This window comes from Ensifer sp. LBL, from assembly GCF_050435225.1.
GTDB lineage: Bacteria > Pseudomonadota > Alphaproteobacteria > Rhizobiales > Rhizobiaceae > Ensifer.
This window is the reverse complement of sequence record NZ_JBNDJY010000002.1, coordinates 809,339-828,135: the sequence shown is the minus strand read 5'-3', so window position 1 is coordinate 828,135 and position 18,797 is coordinate 809,339. Positions and strand designations below refer to the sequence as shown.

At 63.8% G+C, this 18,797-nt stretch carries 16 protein-coding genes; 4 read left to right on the top strand and 12 right to left on the bottom strand.

Going from position 1 to position 18,797, the window contains the following annotated elements; genetic code table 11:
* The first annotated feature begins 219 nt into the window (after nucleotides 1-219).
* The gene (locus OKW20_RS11010; RefSeq protein WP_429172147.1) at nucleotides 220-1,440 is read left to right on the top strand and encodes a helix-turn-helix domain-containing protein; all 1,221 of its coding nucleotides are present in this window, start codon (nucleotides 220-222) and stop codon (nucleotides 1,438-1,440) included.
* Between the two features lie 10 nt (nucleotides 1,441-1,450).
* On the top strand, nucleotides 1,451-2,092 hold the full coding sequence (locus tag OKW20_RS11005; RefSeq protein WP_429172145.1) for a DUF5074 domain-containing protein: 642 nt from the start codon (nucleotides 1,451-1,453) through the stop codon (nucleotides 2,090-2,092).
* A gap of 223 nt (nucleotides 2,093-2,315) precedes the next feature.
* On the opposite strand, the gene OKW20_RS11000 is transcribed toward OKW20_RS11005, so the two are convergent.
* The 11 genes from OKW20_RS11000 to OKW20_RS10950 all read right to left on the bottom strand — a co-directional run bounded on the left by OKW20_RS11000 (nucleotide 2,316) and on the right by OKW20_RS10950 (nucleotide 12,915).
* Nucleotides 2,316-3,146, bottom strand: a complete 831-nt coding sequence (locus tag OKW20_RS11000) for an alpha/beta fold hydrolase (RefSeq protein ID WP_429172144.1) — start codon at nucleotides 3,144-3,146, stop codon at nucleotides 2,316-2,318.
* 86 nt (nucleotides 3,147-3,232) lie between these two features.
* Nucleotides 3,233-4,834, bottom strand: coding sequence for an MFS transporter (locus OKW20_RS10995; RefSeq protein WP_090299078.1), 1,602 nt, complete (start codon nucleotides 4,832-4,834; stop codon nucleotides 3,233-3,235).
* Nucleotides 4,831-5,217, bottom strand: a complete 387-nt coding sequence (locus OKW20_RS10990) for a DoxX family protein (protein ID WP_429172338.1) — start codon at nucleotides 5,215-5,217, stop codon at nucleotides 4,831-4,833. The genes OKW20_RS10995 and OKW20_RS10990 overlap by 4 nt, the downstream gene beginning before the upstream one ends.
* A 123-nt stretch (nucleotides 5,218-5,340) precedes the next feature.
* The gene (locus OKW20_RS10985) at nucleotides 5,341-5,556 is read right to left on the bottom strand and encodes a hypothetical protein (RefSeq protein WP_060520016.1); all 216 of its coding nucleotides are present in this window, start codon (nucleotides 5,554-5,556) and stop codon (nucleotides 5,341-5,343) included.
* 22 nt (nucleotides 5,557-5,578) lie between these two features.
* Complete coding sequence (locus OKW20_RS10980) at nucleotides 5,579-7,561, bottom strand: amidohydrolase (protein WP_429172141.1); 1,983 nt, start codon at nucleotides 7,559-7,561, stop codon at nucleotides 5,579-5,581.
* Between the two features lie 2 nt (nucleotides 7,562-7,563).
* A complete protein-coding gene (locus OKW20_RS10975; protein WP_429118066.1) occupies nucleotides 7,564-7,851 on the bottom strand; it encodes a XapX domain-containing protein in 288 nt (95 codons plus the stop codon).
* A gap of 86 nt (nucleotides 7,852-7,937) precedes the next feature.
* Nucleotides 7,938-8,588 (bottom strand): hydrolase, encoded by a 651-nt coding sequence (locus OKW20_RS10970; protein ID WP_043623178.1) that lies wholly within the window; start codon nucleotides 8,586-8,588, stop codon nucleotides 7,938-7,940.
* A gap of 146 nt (nucleotides 8,589-8,734) precedes the next feature.
* On the bottom strand, nucleotides 8,735-9,643 hold the full coding sequence (locus OKW20_RS10965) for a helix-turn-helix domain-containing protein (protein ID WP_429172139.1): 909 nt from the start codon (nucleotides 9,641-9,643) through the stop codon (nucleotides 8,735-8,737).
* Nucleotides 9,644-9,870: 227 nt separating this feature from the next.
* Nucleotides 9,871-10,779, bottom strand: coding sequence for a helix-turn-helix domain-containing protein (locus OKW20_RS10960; RefSeq protein WP_429172137.1), 909 nt, complete (start codon nucleotides 10,777-10,779; stop codon nucleotides 9,871-9,873).
* A gap of 133 nt (nucleotides 10,780-10,912) precedes the next feature.
* Nucleotides 10,913-11,803, bottom strand: a complete 891-nt coding sequence (locus tag OKW20_RS10955) for a helix-turn-helix transcriptional regulator (RefSeq protein ID WP_429172135.1) — start codon at nucleotides 11,801-11,803, stop codon at nucleotides 10,913-10,915.
* A gap of 212 nt (nucleotides 11,804-12,015) precedes the next feature.
* Nucleotides 12,016-12,915, bottom strand: a complete 900-nt coding sequence (locus OKW20_RS10950; protein ID WP_429172133.1) for a LysR family transcriptional regulator — start codon at nucleotides 12,913-12,915, stop codon at nucleotides 12,016-12,018.
* Nucleotides 12,916-13,008: 93 nt separating this feature from the next.
* Between OKW20_RS10950 and OKW20_RS10945 the strand changes: the two genes are divergently transcribed.
* Nucleotides 13,009-13,695 carry an alpha/beta hydrolase gene (locus OKW20_RS10945; protein ID WP_429172132.1) on the top strand — a complete coding sequence of 229 codons (687 nt, stop codon included), beginning with the start codon at nucleotides 13,009-13,011 and terminating at the stop codon, nucleotides 13,693-13,695.
* A 44-nt stretch (nucleotides 13,696-13,739) separates the two neighbouring features.
* Here the strand turns inward: OKW20_RS10945 and OKW20_RS10940 are convergent, their stop codons facing one another.
* The gene (locus OKW20_RS10940) at nucleotides 13,740-16,028 is read right to left on the bottom strand and encodes a hypothetical protein (protein ID WP_429172130.1); all 2,289 of its coding nucleotides are present in this window, start codon (nucleotides 16,026-16,028) and stop codon (nucleotides 13,740-13,742) included.
* Between the two features lie 437 nt (nucleotides 16,029-16,465).
* Here OKW20_RS10940 and katG point away from each other — a divergent pair, with 437 nt between their 5' ends.
* Nucleotides 16,466-18,673 (top strand): catalase/peroxidase HPI, encoded by a 2,208-nt coding sequence (katG, locus tag OKW20_RS10935; RefSeq protein WP_429172128.1) that lies wholly within the window; start codon nucleotides 16,466-16,468, stop codon nucleotides 18,671-18,673.
* The last annotated feature ends 124 nt before the right edge of the window (nucleotides 18,674-18,797 follow it).

Below are 18,797 nucleotides of genomic sequence, written 5' to 3'. Positions count from 1 at the left end.
ACAGGAGTTCCGAAAGAATTTCATAATAGTTGCAGATTCACCTTCGATGCAGCCTTGAAGGCACGCGCCGACTGTTTCTGCTTGCCTGGGTGTTTCTGCTTGCCCGACTGTTTCCGCTTGATTGTGCGGCCAAGCTTCTTTCTGTTGTCGGTTGCCACCGGAGAGATAGATAAAGGCTGGGACACGGCTTGCGGGAGTGACAAGTGTGACGGGATTTCGATGGATTCGCTGATCACGGCCGCAGCGCGCGCTCTGGCGTCGGGCGATCCGCTCGGCGCGCTGAAGCGGGTGGCGCTGCGCGACGATCCGCCGGCTCTGGCGCTACGCGGCATCGCCATGGCCCAGCTTGGCGACTTCACCCGCGCAAAGGTCCTGTTGAAAAACGCCGCGCGCGCCTTCGGCCCCAAGGAAGCGGTGGCGCGAGCGCGGTGCATCGTCGCCGAGGCCGAGATCGCCATCGTCTCCCGCGATCTCTCCTGGCCGATGCGCGCGCTCGACGCCGCCCGCTCGACGCTCGAAGCCCATGGCGACCACCTCAACGCCGCCCACGCCCGCAATCTCGGCGCGCGGCGGCTGCTCTTGATCGGCCGGTTGGACGAGGCCGAGGGCCTTCTTGCCGGCATCGATACGACACGGCTGACACCGCTGTCGAAAGCCGCCCACGAACTGGCGCTCGCCGGCATCGCGGTGCGCCGGTTGCGGACCGAGGCCGCCACCGCCGCCTTCGGGCGCGCGGACGCGGCGGCACGGGCGACTGGCATTCCCGCCCTGATCCTCGAAGTCGAAAACGCGGCCGCCGTGCTCAAAGCTCCGGCTGCCCGCCTGATGGCGGACGGAGAAGAGCGTTCGCTGCAGCTAGGCGAGGTCGAAGAGCTGCTTGCTTCCGGCGCCCTTGTCGTCGATGCCTGCCGGAACCTCGTCAGAAGACAAGCGACCCTGTGCACGCTTGCCACCCGGCCGGTGCTCTTTGCGCTGGCGCGCACGCTTGGTGAAGCCTGGCCGGAAGATGTCTCGCGGCGCACCTTGCTTGCCCGCGCCTTCGGCGCACGGCATGTCGACGAATCCCACCGGGCAAGGCTGCGCGTCGAAATCGGCCGGCTGCGCGAGGAACTGCGCCCGCTTGCAGATATCAAGGCGACAAGCGACGGCTTTCGGCTGGTGCCGCACGGCAAGCACAAGGTTGTCGTCCTCGCGCCGCCCGTCGACGAGCGGCATGCGACCATGCAGGCGCTGCTCGCGGATGGCGAGGCGTGGTCGAGTTCGGCGCTCGCGATCGCGCTCGACGCCAGCGCGCGAACCGTGCAGCGGGCCCTCGAAGAGCTCGCCTCGCAAGGCAAGGTCATACCGATCGGGCGCGGGCGGGCACGGCGCTGGGTCGTGACGCCCATTGCCGCATTCCCGACAGTCTTGTTACTCCCCGGCCCTTTGCCAAACGAATAGGATCAGACACATGAAAAGATCCGAAGCCGAAATCATCCAGATCTATGGCCCGTTCCCCGGGGCAGACCAGGTCCACGGCGTCACCTTCGACGGCCGCAACGTGTGGTTTGCCGCCGGTGACACGATCAACGCCTTCGACCCGGAAAACGGTGCGCCTGTCCGTTCGATCGACGTCGCCGCCCATGCCGGCACCGCGTTTGACGGCAAGCACCTCTTCCAGATTGCCGAAGATCGCATCCAGAAGATCGATCCGGAAACCGGGAAAATTCTCGCAACGATCCCGGCACCGGGCGGCGGCGGCGATTCCGGCCTCGCCTGGGCCGAGGGCACGCTTTGGGTCGGGCAGCATCGGGGCCGCAAAATTCATCAGATCGATCCCGAGAACGGCGCAATCCTGCGCACGATCGAATCCAAACGCGTGGTGACTGGGGTGACCTGGGTCGACGGCGAACTTTGGCACGGCACCTGGGAAGGCGACGAAAGCGATCTCAGGCGCATCGATCCGCACACGGGAGCAGTGCTTGAAACGGTCGCCATGCCGTCCGGAATGGGCGTCTCGGGCCTGGAATCCGATGGCGGCGAACGTTTCTTTTGCGGCGGCGGCCCGAGCGGCGTCGTCCGGGCGGTTCGCCGACCGAAGCGGGCGCGCTGAAACCACTGACGATGATTTGCTGGCGACAGCTACGGCTGCGCGCCGCTGTCGATGCGGCGCCGGCACTACAGCGCCGCGCGCCTTTGAGGCGCATAGAGGGCGCTGTAGCGCTTCGAAGCGCTGCATGTTCCGTCCGCAAAACCGGCGATGAATAGGGAACCATGCAGTAGCGTTGTCCCGGCACGGTCCGCAATACCCGGACACCGCGGACCGTGCCCGAGCTTTAGGCCTTAATGAAGGCGAGCAGGTCGGGATTGATGACATCGGCATGGGTTGTCAACATGCCATGTGGATAACCCTCGTAGACCTTGAGCGTGCCGTTCTTCAGCAGCTTCACCGCCAGTCGCGCGCTGTCGTCGATCGGCACGATCTGGTCGTCGTCACCGTGCATCACGAGCGTCGGCACGTCGATCGCTTTCAGATCTTCGGTGAAGTCGGTTTCCGAGAAGGCCTTGATGCCTTCGTAGTGCGCCTTGGCGCTGCCCATCATGCCCTGGCGCCACCAGTTGCTGATGACGCCCTGCGACGCTTCGGCACCCGGCCGGTTGTAGCCGTAGAACGGACCGCTCGGAACGTCGAGGAAGAATTGCGCCCGGTTGGCAGCAAGCGCCGCCCGGAAACCGTCGAACACTTCGATCGGCAGGCCACCCGGATTGTTCGCCGTCTTGACCATGATCGGCGGCACGGCGCCGACGATGATCAGCTTGGAAACCCGGCCGCCGCCATGACGCGCCACATACGCCACCGCTTCGCCGCCGCCGGTGGAGTGGCCGATGTGGATGGCATCGCTGAGGCCGAGCTTGGTGGTCACCGCCGCAACGTCCTTCGCATAATGGGCGATGTCGTGGCCCTCGCTCACCTGCGTCGAACGGCCATGACCACGGCGGTCGTGGGCGATGACGCGAAAGCCCTTGTTGACGAAATAGAGCATCTGCGCGTCCCAGTCGTCCGCCGACAGTGGCCAGCCGTGGTGAAAGACGATGGGCTGGCCCGAGCCCCAATCCTTGTAGAAGATATCGACGCCGTCTTCAGTCCTGACGAAGTTCTCGGTCATGGGAACGGTTCCTTTGTTTGGGTTGGGTACATGTCTTCGAGATCTGGCCCCCGGCGCGTGATCCGCGCCGGGACGTGCGGTCCGCGTCAACCGAGATGGGGATGGTTGATCGCGAGAAAGTGGTTGACGACCGGCGCGGCCGGCCCCTTGTGGTAGCGGCGGACGTCGTCCTGAATGTCGGCATCGGCCTTCGACACGCGCTTGTGCTGACGCAGGTGCTCGGCCCAGGATTCGACCATGAACCATTCAACGAGGCGCCCGGGATCGGCCGCGTCCTCGGTCACGCCCCAGCCATAAGCGCCGTCGCGCCGCCGCTCGTGCGACAGGCGGGCGAGCGCCTTCAGAAACTCGGACCGATCCGCCTTGTCGATCGTGTATTCGATCAGGACGAGAACCGGTCCGCGGTCGTGTTCGACCGGCTCGCTGGTCAGCGGCTCCGGCCAATGGTTGGAAGGAATGAGATCCGCCTCGCCTTTCGGCAGCTTCATGGCGTGGAAGGCGAAGCCGACGCAGAGAAGGCCGATGGCCGCAACGGCCAGCGTGAAAGGTACCCCGATCGCGGAGGCCGTCGCGCCCCAGGCAAGGCTGCCGCCGGTCATCGCGCCATTGAAGACGGTCAGGTAGACGGCGAGCGTGCGGCCGCGCACCCAGTTGGGCAGGATCGCTTGCGCGGTGCTGTTCAGCGTCGTCAATGCCGTGATCCAGGCCGCACCACAGACGAGCAGCGCCGCCACCGCCACCCATTGCGCCGGTGCGAAGGAAAGCACGCCCATGACGGCGGCGGTCAGAACCGCGGACAAAAGCAGCAACCCGTCGGCATCCATTCGCGCGCGCAGCCGCGGCATCACCAGCGCGCCGCCGATCGCACCGGCGCCGACGGCGCCGAGCAGGATGCCGTAGAAGCTGGCGCCTCCGCCGAGAAGCTGGCGGGCGACCAGCGGCAGCAGCGCCCAGATCGCACTTGAAAAGGCGAAGAACACGGCTGCACGCAAAAGCACCACATGCAGCTCGCGGCTGGCGCGCGCATAGCGCAGCCCGGCGCGGAAGGCGCCGAGAAAACGCTCGGCGAGCGCGTCGTCCTCCGGCACCTGCCGCCGCCACCAGACCAAGGCGGCAATGACGAAGACATAGCTGATGACGTCGACGCCGTAGGTGACGGCCGCGCCGAACCAGGCGAGCAGCAGACCACCAAGCGCCGGGCCGATCGCGCGGGAGATGTTGATGCCGAGGGAGTTCAGCGCGACCGCGCCCTTGACGTCCGGCCGCGACACGAGCTCCGGCACGATCGCCTGCCAGGTGGGGGCAACGAGCGCTGCGCCGATGCCGCCGACGAAGGTCAGCGCAATCAGCGAGGTCACCGACTGCAGTCCGCTTGCGGAGAGGAACAACAGGCAAAGGCTCGCGGAGGCGAGCAGGAACTGTACGACGATCAGGAATTTGCGGCGGTCGAGAATATCGGAGAGAACGCCGGCGGGAATGGCGAGCAGGAAGATCGGCAGCGTCGCGGCCGCCTGGATCATCGAGACGGCAGCGGGGGTTGCCGACAGGTCGGTGACGAGCCAGGAGCTCGCGACATCGCGGATGAAGCTGCCGGTATTGCCGATGATCGTCGCCACCCAGAGGACGGCGAAGACCTTCTGGCGCAAGGGCGCGAAGGTGCCGGCATTGTTGGTCGCTGCCTGCGTCATTGGCCGCCCCTCCCCGTGAATGCACGTTCGCGCAGATCATAGAGTGCAACGAGCACGAAGGCGCCGGCAAGGCCGATATGCTCGAAGAAGCCGTTTGTCGCCATCGCACGCTCCATGCCGGGCGGCAGTTCCCAGAAGCGGAAGGCAAGCAAGGTGGCGGCGAGCGTGAAGGCCGCAAGCGCGCCTGCCGCCACCCAGCGATAAATGCCCGAGAGGATCAGCGCCGACATCATAAGCTCAAAAACGATGACGCCGACCGCAAAGAGCGGCGCCGGATGGAGGCCGAAATGCTCCATCTCGGCAAGCGCGCCCGGGAAGTCGAAGATTTTCGTCAAGGGTCCCTGGATGTAGGCCGAGCAAAGCGCCAGCAATCCGACGAACATGACGGGGTTGCCGGAACGGCCCGGTCGAAGGCGAGCAGCGAGATGGTTTTCGAGGGAAGAGAGGCTCAAATCTTTCGTTTCCTTGTCAGGCGGTCTTCGGCTTGATGGGCGGCAAAGCCGCCCTCATCGATTTTTCGGCCATTTCAAAGCGGTGATCGCGCTCTGGGATATGCCTTGGTAGTAGGCTCCATGCTTCGCCGGCGGATGGTTCACCACGACTTTCGCCGAGAGGTGCCGGACGCCCTCAGTCGGCGAGGCCGAGGCCTGCTCCGGTCCGAGCGATGCGTTGAGCAAGATTGAGACCGCGGCCATCGCGACGGCGCCGGCTTTCGTGCGCATTCTGCGTCTCCCTTCCCTATCGTCACACCGCCCAGCAGGAGCATCCAAGCGCGCCGAAGAAACCCTTAAGGTCGCCGATCGGCAGTTTCGACGTCCAGGCGCCGGCATGATCATGGCCATGGACGCCGCAATCGCTGGCGCAACCGCACGACGTGATCGCGGTGCGCCGGAGCGAGCGCTTCCCGGCGCCCTCGGGCTCACCCCAGGCGGCATAACCGCCGAAGGTGCGGACCGGCGACCAGTCGGGCATTGCCGGCGGCACCTTGTTCTCGTCGTGAGAGGCAAATTCGCCGGCCGCATAGACGATCTTGCCGCCGACCATCGTGAGCTCTGACGTGAGGAAGGAAATCTCGTCCTCGGCGCAGTTGAAAAAATCCTTGTTCGGCACGATGAGGTCGGCGAACTGCCCTTTCTCAATCCGGCCTTTCTTGCCTTCCTCGTTTGAAAACCACTGCACCTTCTCGGTCCACATCCGAAGCGCCGTCTCGCGGTCGAGGCAGTTGGCGCGCGGGTAGAGCTGCAGGCCGCCGACAGTCTTGCCGGTCACCATCCACGACAGCGAAACCCAGGGGTTGTAGGATGCGACGCGGGTCGCATCGGTGCCGGCGGAGACGTTGACGCCCTTTGCCAGCATCTTGGCCACCGGCGGCGTCGCTTCAGCGACACCATGGCCGTAACGCTCGACGAAGTACTCGCCCTGATAGGCCATGCGGTGCTGCACGGCGATGCCGCCGCCAAGGGCGGCGATCCGGTCGATCGAGCGGTCGGAGATCGTCTCGGCATGGTCGAAGAACCAGTTGATGCCCTCAAGCGGGATATCCCGGTTGACCTTCTCGAAGACGTCGAGCGCACGGGTGATCGTCTCGTCATAGGTGGCGTGCAGTCGCCAGGGCCAGCGGTTCTCGGCAAGGATGCGCACGACTTCTTCGAGTTCGCCCTCCATCTCCGGCGGCATGTCCGGGCGCGGCTCGCGGAAGTCCTCGAAGTCGGCGGCGGAAAACACCAGCATCTCGCCGGCACCGTTGTGGCGGAAATAGTCGTTGCCCTGCTTGTATTTGACCGACGACGTCCATTTCAGGAAGTCGTCCTTCTCCTGCTTCGGCTTCTGGGTGAAGAGGTTGTAGGCAAGCCGCACCGTCATCTGGCCCTCGTCCGAGAGCTTCTGGATGACGGCATAGTCGTCCGGGTAGTTCTGGAAGCCGCCGCCGGCGTCGATGACGCTGGTGACGCCGAGCCGGTTGAGCTCGCGCATGAAATGACGGGTCGAGTTGACCTGATAGTCGAAGGGCAGCTTCGGCCCCTTGGCGAGCGTCGAATAGAGGATGCCGGCATTGGGCTTGGCCAAGAGCAGCCCCGTCGGGTTGCCGCTGGCGTCGCGAGTGATCTCGCCGCCCGGCGGGTTCGGCGTGTCCCTGGTGTAGCCGACGGCGCGTAGCGCCGCGGCGTTGAGCAGCGCCCGGTCATAGAGATGCAGCAGGAACACCGGCGTATCGGGCGCGACCGCGTTGATCTCGTCGATCGTCGGCAACCGCTTTTCGGCGAACTGGTGCTCGGTGAAGCCGCCGACGACGCGCACCCATTGCGGCGCCGGCGTGATCGCCACCTGCCGCTTCAGCATGTCCATCGCATCGGCGAGCGAGCGCACGCCGTCCCAGCGCAGCTCCATGTTGAAGTTGAGGCCGCCGCGCACGACGTGGGTATGGTTGTCGTTCAAGCCCGGCAGGACGCGCTTGCCTTTGAGGTCGATCGTCTTTGTGCCTGAGCCCGCCAGCGCCATGATCGTCCTGTCGTCACCGACAGCGAGGATCAGGCCGTCCTTAACGGCAACGGCGGTGGCCGTCGGGTTGGCGCGGTCGAGCGTCGTCACTTGGCCGTTGTGAAGGATCAGGTCGGGCGTCATCGAGGTATCTCCGGTCTGTTGGGCGCCGGCGGTGCGAGCCGACGGGAAGAGAGCGGGCAGCGCCAGCGACGAGGCTGCACCGAGGAACGAGCGTCTTGTCGGCATCGTCAGGCCCTCTCGTCGTTGCCGGTTGCATCTTTCACCACGCCAGCCGCGGCCTGCCCGCCGGGCAGATGGCCGAACACATGCGGCATGCACTGCCGATTGAACCAGGAGAGGTTGACCGGCTCGCCCGACAGGGCGCGCTTGACCAGGGGCACGGACTGCTCCCCGATGAGAATGCCGAGCAGACCGATCAGCGCGATGACCGGCGGCGCCGGCGAGCGGACATTGAGCAGCGCATAGATGACGCCGACGAGCAGCCCGGCTCCGAGCGAGAGAAGGTACATCTTCATCGCCACAACTCCTTCACGGGAAAAAGGTGCCGCTCCGGCCGCAGCGCGGCGGCCAGAGCGTTAATCTAGAGCGCGGAGGCGTTCTGTCAGTGGCCTTCGGACGCGCCGAACATCGACTTGGCGTAGATGATGCCGAGGCCATACGAACCGCCGAACTTCTTGGCGATACCGGTGGTCATGTCGTAGGTCTCGGTGCGCGCCCAGTCACGCTGCAGCTCGAGCATGTATTGCAGCGAGGTCATCGGTCGGACGCCGGCCTGCACCATGCGGTCCATCGCCCGCTCGTGCGCCTCGTCCGAAACGTCGCCGCAGGCATCCGCGATGACATAGACCTCGAAGCCCTGGTCGAGCGCCGAAAGTGTCGGGCCGACGATGCAGACCGAGGTCCACAGCCCGCACATGACGAGGCGCTTCTTGCCGATGCGGTTGACCTCTTCGATCACGGCCGCGTCTTCCCAGGTGTTCATCGAGGTGCGGTCCAGCAGTTTCTGGCCCGGGAAGGCATCGGTGATCTCGGAGAACATCGGGCCGGAGAAGGTCTTTTCGGCAACCGTCGTGAGGATGGTCGAAACGCCGAAACCCGCCGCCGCATTGGCGACGAGTGCTGCGTTGTTGCGTAGGAGCACGGCGTCGATCGACTTGGTCGCAAAAGACATCTGCGACTGGAAGTCGATCATGATCAGGGTGTGGTCCTTGGGCGAGACGAGGAGTTTGCCGGGGGTCGCTGTCGCAGACATGGTCGTGACCTCTTACTGTTGAAACTGAACTCCGATTGGAGAGGCCCAACTATGCCGCCGACCGGCGACCCGTTCTTGTCGCCAAAGGTGGATTTTTGAAAATTTCGCTCGCCTTCAGCCAGCAGGGCGCGTGTAGTTTCAGAGGGTTACGACTGCCGGCTGCGCCGCCACTGGCGCGGCGTGGCACCCGCGGCCTGCGCAAAGGCCCGGGTAAAGTGGCTCTGGTCCGAAAAGCCGCAGACGACCGCAATTTCACTTAAGGATGTGGGCGAGAACTGCAGCAGATCCTTGGCCCTTTCGATCCTTTGCTGCAGCAGCCAACGATAGGGCGTGCTGCCCATGGTCTCGCGAAAGGCACGCAGAAAAGCCGCCTGCGACAGGTTGCAGGTCGCAGCCAATTCCTCGACGGTCAGCTCGCCATCCAGACGGGATTGCACCAGATCGCGGATCTTTGCCTGGCAGCGCTGCGAAAGCCTGCGTCCACCGGCCAGGCTCTCGCCACGGCCAGTGCCGTACTGCCGGACCATATGCACGCCGATTGCCACCGAGAGCTGGTCGACAAACAGCGCGCTTCTATCCGTATAGCCGTCCACCGACGCAAACAAAGCGCCGAGCATGCCGCCGAGAACAGGATCGGGCGAGCCAGAAACGGACCGAAGCTCGTTGACGCCGGAGGCATTTGCCGCATCTGCGATGCGCTCGAGCGCCCCGTGGCCGATTTCGAGCAAGGTGAAATCGAACGATCCTTTGAGATCGGCTTTATAATCGTCGGCAAAATTCCTGACGTAGACCGAGTTTTGGCTGAACTCCTGGATCGCTGCGTGGTGCGCTCCGAAAACCCGGCGACTATGACCGCCGACAAGCGACAGGCCGATCAGATAACCCCGCCCGTTGCCAGGTGTCCTGACCTGGCCCGGCGGTCCCGCTGTCGACCGCTTGCGGTGGAAGACCATGTCGCGGCCTTCGATCGTCCTGTCGTCATCAAGCTGATCGAGCGAGCATCCGAGACTGTCGCGCGGTCGCGTTCCGGCCGAGGCAGCGGAAACATTCGTCATCGTCTTCGCTCCTATGTGTCGAGACTGCCCGCCAAACCCTCCTGCCGAGACGACGAAAACGAAAGACGTAAGTCGCCGCGCGCAGGATAAACGTGCACGGGATTCACTCTCGGGTTCACCAAATCATCTGCAGGAGCGGCCCTATGATTGCCCCGGTCGCCGCGTCATTCTTGCACGTTTTTCATCTCTTTTGAAAATTTTGCATGAGGGCGCGCCCTCTTTCCACGTTATTGCGGAGGTCGGTCCACAGCGACGACGACTGACCGGTTCTTTTTCCGGAAGCGCGCCGGCGTTTCCCCCGCCTGGCTGGTGAAAACCCGGGTCATGTGGCTCTGGTCGGCAAAGCCGCAATGGATTGCGATTTCAGCAAGGGGTGTGTCCTGAAGCAGACACTCCTTGACCCGAGCGATCCGATATTCGGACAGCCACCTGGACGGTGTGCGCCCGAAGCTCTCCTTGAAGGCCTTGTTGAAATAGCTGCGCGATAGCGCGCACTGGGCAGCGAGATCGCCGATCGAGAACGGCCTGTTGAAATGGGCGACCAGAAACTCCGTCGCCAGCCTCTCCTGCCATGGCGCCAGCGTCCCCTTCTTGTCGACGGGGAAGTGCAGGCCGCCATAGGCCTGGCTGAGATGGGCCAATGCAGCAAGATTGATCTGTTCGACGAACAGCAGATTGGCCCGGTCCGGCTCGTCGAGCGAAGGCAGCAGCGCCTGGGCAAGGCCGAACATGACAGGATCCACAAGCCCCTGTACGGGAGAAAGCGACACATATTCGCCGCGCCCGGCCCTTTCGGTGAAGCTGCGCATCGAGGCAAAGGGGATGTGGAAGCGGACATTGTCGAAGGGCGACAGATGATGGCACTGCCATTGGTCGCGTAGGTCGGTGATCGCAAGCGAGGCCTTCGGGTGCCCACCCTCGTAAACGAGTTCGCCGCGCCGCCACAGGCGGTGCGCCTCGAAGTCACGCATCTGGACAATGACGTTGAAGGCATCGGCGACCGGGATCAGCGGCCCGACCTCCAAATCGAAGCGATCCGAGAAGGTTCTCGTGACGGTAATGTCGCCGGCGCTGATCCGCTTGACGATAGGACGCGGTGTGCGTTCGTCTGCGCTCATTCCCTCTTGCAAGGCCATCGGTCAGGGTCTCCCGATTTCCAGCTCAGCCGCCCGCTTCAGCGGCCGGGCGGATGCTACAACGGTTGACTGTCGCAATGAAGAGGCGAATCCAGCGATGCATCGCCGAGCGTCAAAGGTCAGCATCATACCCTCACTGCAGCCAGCGCGCGCGCCAGACGGCGGGCGTCACGCCCGTCACCTCGCGAAAGGCTTCGATGAACCGGGCCTCGTCGGCATAGCCGCAACTGGTCGCGGTTTTGCCCAGCGACCATCCCTCTTCGATGAGATAGCGCTTGGCGCGACCGATCCGGTAGCGCATCAACCACTCTTGCGGCGTCTGGCCGGTCACGGATGCAAAAGCCGCGGCAAAATCCTCCTCCGAAAGGTTCGCAGACGCCGCTGCTGACGCAAACGAAAAGTCCTTGGCCCAATGGTCGATCATGAAGTCCTTGGCCGCCTTCTCCTGCCATACGGAGAGACCGGAGTCGCCGGGTGCGGTGGCGCGATCCGGGTAGGAATGCAGAAGATGCGCGCAGATGGCAACGGCGATGTGCTGCAACACCGCACCCGGTTGCCCCTCGCCCTCGGCAAGAAGCGGCAACAGCGCCAAGGCGAGATTGTGCATGACGTCGTCGACCTCGCCGCGACGGCACCTGAGGCTGGTGGCGGCCGGAGCATGCGAAAACTCGCAGACTTCACGAAACAAGGCGCGCGGCAGATGGAAGGCGAGGGAATCGAGATCGCTGACAAGCCGGATACTGGCGCCCTCAGCGAGATCGACGAGACAGATCGACCCCTGCCGGTAGTGGCGAATGTCGCCTTCGCTTTCGCCCGGCACCAGGTCGCAGTGCATGACATCCTTGAAGTAGAACATCAGGAAGTAGGCATCGTCGGCCGGCAGGGATACGATGCGGCTCAGTTCTCCGTTCAGCCGGCACTGCAGACGCGTCACCGAAAACCGGGCGTCCCGCACCGGCCGCACCATGAGAAACGGCGCCTTCGGCTCGCCGAAATACGCTCCAATGCCACTTGGCTCTGTCATCTTTCGTCCACCCCCGCCTTCTGGCGATGGAATTCACTGCACGCGTGCAATCCGCTTCGATATGCGAAAGACCCGACGCAAGGGGGCATCTCGCCATTACCGCTCATATCCGAGAAAACATGGGGTGTGCTGCCGGTAATTTCTTGTATCCTTTGCTCACATTTGGCCGCAAACGGCGCTGTTTTGAGGTCCTGCCGCATGATCCCAACGCTTCAAAGCGGCCGCGTCTCGGTGACGTAGCTCTCGAAGAAATCTGAGAACTTGGCAACCCTGAGCGGCAGCCGTTCATAGGGCGGATAATACAGGGTCAGCCACAGCTGCGGCGCCTCCCACCCGTGGAGGATCTGAACCAGTGCGCCACGCGCCAGCGCGTCCTCGACGATGAAGAGCGGCAGAAGCGCGATGCCCTCGCCGTTCTCAGCAAGCCTGGCAACGAATTCGCCGTTGTTGGCGGCGAGCGAATGGCCCGCCCTCACCTTTCGCGTCCGGCCTTCGGACGAGAGTTCCCAGGTCTCCGCGACCGCCTCTCCATCATAGGCAAGGCAACCGTGGCGATCGAGATCATCCGGCGTCTGCGGGGTTCCGAACCTCGCGAGGTAGCCGGGCGAGGCAACGAGCACGCGCCGCACGGGACAGATCCGGCGCCAGATCGTGGATTTGTCGCGTGGCGGCTCCGACACCCGCACCGCAAGGTCGAAATCCTCAGTCACGATATCGATCAGCCGGTCGGTCAGGGACAGCGAAATCCGCGTGCCCGGATGCTCGGCGCGAAAGCCGGTGACAATGTCCGGCAGGATATGCTGGCCGAGCGACAGTGGCGCATTGAGGCGGATCAGCCCGGCGACATCGCCATGCTGCTCACGCAGGTCCTCGCGCGCCTCGTCGAACTGATGGATCAAGGGCTCGATGCGCGCCGCATAGACCGCACCGGCAGAGGTCAATGAGACCTGGCGTGTGGTACGCAGCAGCAACTGAACGCCGAGATCCGCTTCCAAGGCACTGACGGCGCGCGTGACGCTCGGCGCCGTCATCGAAAGCTGACGCGCCGCGGCGGTAAAGCTCCGCTGCTTCGCCACCGCCAGGAAAACCCGGATATCGCTTAAATCGCCCATGCGCTATAATTTCTGAAAATGAAATAATATTGTCAATATTATTGCTATTCATTTTGGTTATGAATGCGCCGATCCTTTCATCGGGAGAAGCACATGGGTGCTGGCGGAGATCAGGCAGGCGTGAATGCTTGCCACCTCGGCCCTTCGGTCTCCCAGAAGGGAGCGGCAAACATGACAATCTCATCGTCCAGCGAACAGAGAGAACCGTTCAGCCCCGACGCCCCGGTCGTTTTCGCGTTCTGCGACCACGCTCCGAACGATGCGGTCGCCCAGCTGATCGCCCATACGCTGCCGGGTTCCCAATTGGTCTTCGTCAACCAAGGCGCAGGCGAAAGCGACGAGGCGCGCTCATCTGCGATCGGCGACGGCTTGTGCAATATGCGGGCACTCGCAGCCTCCGTGGAAGACCTGGCGCACGCGATCGGCAACAGGCGGCGCCTGTATCCGCGCCAAGCCGTCTATGGCATCGGCTACGCCACCGGCGCGACCCAACTCGCCGCACTCCTGGTCAAATATCCTGATCTGTTCGAGCGAACCGCGCTGTTGCATCCCCTCGTATCGTGGGTGCCGCCCGGCAACGCCGAACTTCAGGGCAAACGGATCCTCGTCACCGGCGGCCAGGACGATCCGGCCCGCCCATTGGCACTCACCGAGCAACTGGTCGACTATCTTGCGGGGCAGAAAGCGGATGTCCGGGCCCTCTACATCAGGGGCGCACACGAGATCGGGCAGGAAGAATTGATGGCGCTTCGGGATTTCCTTCAGGCGCCCATAGACTGAAGCAAGGCGGGCCGCATCTGACGACGCGGCCCGCGGTCGATTTTTTACTGTGCCTTCGCTTCGATATCGACTTGCTCAAGCAGAAGCGCCGGGTTTTCAGCAGCGCCCATCAGTTCGAGCGCGCCGACGCCGGCTTCATCCTTGGCCTTGACCTTCAGCGTGAAGGTGCCGGGCTTGCTGATGAACTGGGTGAACGCCGTTGCGGCGTCCTGCAGCTTCGGCTGCGTGGCGGCAAAATGCTGCACGCCGGCGCTGGTCATCAACACGAGCAGGCCGCGAACACTGTCCTCGGTCATGTGGTTATCTTCGGCATAGAGCTTGATGCCCTTGGCCATGATGCCCTTGTCCTCGAGCTTGAGCGTGACTTCGCGGGCGGTAAGACCGAACATCGCGATCTGCGCCGCATTCAGGTCGCCGGAGAAGAAGTCCTCCGAAGCGCCGCCCATGACGCCGGAGAAGGAGAGGCTGCCCATGTCCTTGCCATCAAGCGAAATCTGCTTGATGACGAAGTTCTCGTTGGGCTCGTCCCACGACAGTTCGACGTTGGACGAGAAGACCAACTTGTCGAGGCCGATCTTGCGCAGCATCTTGAAGCCCTCTTCCTGCGTGTCCGCAGGGATCGGAACGCTGAGATCGCGGTAGCTGACGCGGACATCCGTCGGAATGCCGTTGCGCGGCTTCGTCAGCGCGACTTCATAGGTGTCGAGCGTGAAACGAACGCGTTCCGGAACGGACGGCACTGCCGACTGCTCTACCGGCGCCTCGGCCATCGGGTCTTCCGCCACTTCACCGGCGATCTCCGCGTCGCTCGCGGCTTCGCCATCGGTGGCTTCATCCGCCGACTGCTCTGCAGGCGCTTCGGACGTCGAGGCTTCTGCCGCATCGCCGGGGACCGCCGCGTCGCTGGCGGCTTCGCCGTCCGTCGCTTGGTCCGGCACCTGCTCGGCTTCCGGCGCCTGTTCGGCGTTGGCCGACGGATCGACTTCGGTTTCGGTCGCGCTCTCGTCCTCGACGGTTTCGCTGTCCGTCACGGCTGCCGGGTCGCTGCCGGGCATGTCCACGTCGAGCCCGGCGATCTTGATCGTGCCGAACTCGGGCATCAGCGTGGTGTAGGGGAAGGTCTCGAACTCCTCCTCCTTCAGGCCTGCAAGCTTCGTCAGCGCCTCCATGGTCGGAGCCCAGGAGAAACCCTTGATGCTGGCTTCGGCAAACTTGAAGTAGTCGGTACCCTCGCCCGCGGTGACACCGTTCATCGTGCCATCAAAACTGCGGCCGTTGAGCTGGAACGTCATCTTGTCGACGGCGAGCTTCACGAGCTTGCCTTCGGTGCTTTCCTGCTCCGGCACTTCCATCTTCAGGCCGAGCAGTTCCATGTCGCCCTTTGCCAGCATGTCGACCAGCGAAAGGATGCGCTTGAAGAATGCCTGGCGTTCCGCCGGCGGCAGGGCTTCCGGGTCGCTGACCGCCTGGAGCTTCTCGAGCGTTTCGAGAAGCGGCTCGGTCGGCATGCGGACACTGAGGCCGCTGCTTCGCACTTCGTCATAGCCGAAACGCGACTTGCTGTCGGCAAAGGCAAGGTTCTTTACCGAGATCGGGCCGTAGAGCAGCTTCGGCTCCTTGTCCTCGGGACCGGCTTTCTGCGTATAGATGCGGGCCATGTAGGCCACATCGAAGCTCTCACCGGTGACGGCGCCCATGGTGCCGTCCATTTTCTCCCGCTTCGTTGCCCCTTCACCGTCAGGAAGATCCATGGAAAAGGCGAACGTGGCGCCGCTCGCCGAATAGCGCGCAACGCGGCCGCTGGCGATATCCTCGAGCCGAACATCCTTGTAGACCGTCTTCTGCTCGGCGCCTGCAACGTTCTGAACGACGGCGACTTCCGGCGCAGAGACCTGTTTTGCCGCGAAACGCTCGATACGCCTCAGCAGATCAGCCTTTTCCCCGCTTGCCGTCAGGCCGGCGGCGAAAAAGTCGGGATCTTCAAGCGTTGCCGCCGGCACGGAAAGCTTTGCGGCCTTGAGGTCGAGCTCCAGGCCCTTCACGTCGAGCTTGCCGCTCAGAGAGAAGATCTTCGGGCGGCCGTCGATTGCCGCGATGCGCGCGCTGACGCCATCGGCGAAAGGAAGCGTGACGTCGCGCAGATGGATGCGGCCGAAGAAATCCGCCTCAACCGAGCCGGCCTTCCCGCCGCGCTCGGCGATGAACGTCCCGACCGCCTTTTCAAGCATGAACTTGCCGCCGGCTACGCCGGCAGCCGCGATCGCGATCACCGCGACTGCAGCCCAGAGCGCCTTGCGGCGGCCACTGCCGGTCTTCGTATCTGTCTCAGCCACGATGTCTGTCCTTTCACCACGCGAAAAATAGAAAGCTCTTGAGTCGTTGCGGTGTGACTAACCATTGGCGCTTTCTTCCGCAAGTTTGGCGGGAGTGCAGTGCAACAATTTTCTTGTATCGGCTGCAATCGGCAAACGGTCGCACGTCATCAAAAATGCATGGAGGGCTGCAAGCATGCACCTGCGGAGCCGCGTCCATTAGCCATAGGATTGCCTTATCGTCACAATCAGGAAATCCAACTTAAATTAATGGAACCACTTTGATAGAGTCCGCGGCACATGAGGGAGACGCAGCCAGTGGCGACACCGCTTCGCGGAACGACAACCACCGACGGCACAAGAGATGCCGGGCCTCGCGCTCGGCTGGCTGCCGGCGCGCGCCTGGCGCTTTTCCTCTGACCCATCCAAAAATCACGTCATCTTGAAGGGAGACAAAAATGGACGCGAAAGCCGAAAAGACGGGCAAATGTCCCGTCATGCACGGAGCCCAGACGAGCGCTCAATCGCCCGGCACCTCGAACCGCGACTGGTGGCCGAACCAGCTCAACCTGAAGATCCTGCACCAGAACTCCTCGCTGTCCGATCCGATGGGCGAAGCCTTTGACTACACCGAGGCGTTCAATAAGCTCGACCTTACGGCGCTGAAGAGCGACCTCACTGCGCTGATGACCGATTCGCAGGATTGGTGGCCGGCCGACTTCGGCCATTACGGCCCGCTCTTCATCCGCATGGCCTGGCACAGCGCCGGGACCTACCGCACCGGCGACGGCCGCGGCGGTGCCGGCGCCGGACAGCAGCGCTTTGCGCCGCTCAACAGCTGGCCGGACAATGTCAATCTCGACAAGGCGCGCCGGCTTCTCTGGCCGATCAAGCAGAAATACGGCAACAGCATTTCCTGGGCCGACCTGATGATCCTCACCGGTAACGTCGCGCTCGAATCGATGGGCTTCAAGACCTTCGGCTTTGCCGGTGGCCGCCCCGACGTGTGGGAGCCGGAAGAAGACATATACTGGGGCACGGAAAAGACCTGGCTCGACGATAAGCGCTACTCGGGCGACCGGGATCTCGAAAACCCGCTCGCCGCCGTGCAGATGGGCCTGATCTACGTCAACCCGGAAGGCCCGAACGGCACGCCGGATCCGCTGGCGGCTGCGCGTGACATCCGCGAGACCTTCGCGCGCATGGCGATGAACGACGAGGAAACCGTGGCGCTGATCGCCGGCGGTCACACCTTCGGCAAGACCCACGGCGCCGGCGATGCCGCCAATGTCGGCCGCGAGCCGGAAGCGGCCGGCATCGAGGAACAGGGTCTTGGCTGGGCGAGCACCTACGGCAGCGGCCGTGGCGGCGACACCATCAGCAGCGGCCTCGAAGTCACCTGGACGACGACGCCTACCAAGTGGAGCAACAACTTCTTCTGGAACCTCTTCGGCTACGAATGGGAACTGACGAAGAGCCCGGCGGGTGCACACCAGTGGACCCCGAAGCATGGCATGGGTGCGGGCACCGTGCCTGATGCCCATGACAAGTCCAAGCGCCACGCGCCGTCCATGCTGACGACCGACCTCGCGCTGCGCGTCGATCCGGCCTACGAGAAGATCGCACGGCACTTCTACGAGAACCCGGATGCATTCGCCGACGCGTTTGCCCGCGCCTGGTACAAGCTGACCCACCGCGACATGGGTCCGCGCGCCCGCTACCTCGGCCCGGAAGTCCCCTCCGAAGAGCTGATCTGGCAGGATCCGGTTCCGGCCGTCGACCATCCGCTCGTCGACGCCAGGGATGTCGCCGACCTCAAGGCGAAGATCCTTGCCTCGGGCCTTTCCGTCTCGCAGCTCATCTCCACCGCCTGGGCATCCGCGTCCACCTTCCGCGGCTCGGACAAGCGCGGCGGCGCCAACGGCGCACGCATCCGCCTTGCCCCTCAGAAGGATTGGGATGTCAACCAGCCGGCGGAACTCGGCAAGGTCCTGGAAACGCTCGAAGGCATCCAGCAGGCCTTCAACGGCACCCAATCCGGCGGCAAGAAGGTATCGCTTGCCGATCTGATCGTGCTCGGCGGCGCCGCTGCCGTCGAAAAGGCCGCCAAGGCGGCGGGCCACGAGATCGAAGTTCCGTTCGCTCCCGGGCGTACGGACGCCATGCAAGAACAGACGGATGTCGAGGCCTTTGCGGTTCTCGAGCCGATCGCCGACGGCTTCCGCAATTACCAGCGGACGCAGTACGCGGTATCGCCGGAAGAGCTGCTGATCGACCGGGCGCAGCTCCTGACGCTGACCGCGCCGGAGATGACCGTGCTCGTCGGGGGCTTGCGCGTTCTCGGCGCAAACCACGGCCAGACCGCCCACGGCGTCTTCACCGATCGTCCGGAAACGCTCACCAACGACTTCTTCGTCAACCTGCTCGACATGGGCACGGCCTGGACGGCGACATCGGATGCCAAGGACGTCTTCGAGGGCCGCGACCGCAAAACCGGCGACGTCAAGCGGACGGCGACCCGCATCGACCTCGTCTTCGGTTCGAACTCGCAACTGCGGGCCATTGCCGAAGTCTACGGACAAGCGGATGCCAAGGCAAAGTTCGTACGCGACTTCGTCGCCGCCTGGAACAAGGTGATGAACGCCGACCGTTTCGACCTCGTCTGACGGCTCGATCCGGCAACAGTACAAGCTCGGGCCCCGGCATCGCGCCGGGGCTCGTCTTCCCGACGGCTCGGCGAAATCACCGGAGGTTGCAGAACCGACGCGGCAATTGTGACGATGCGGGCAC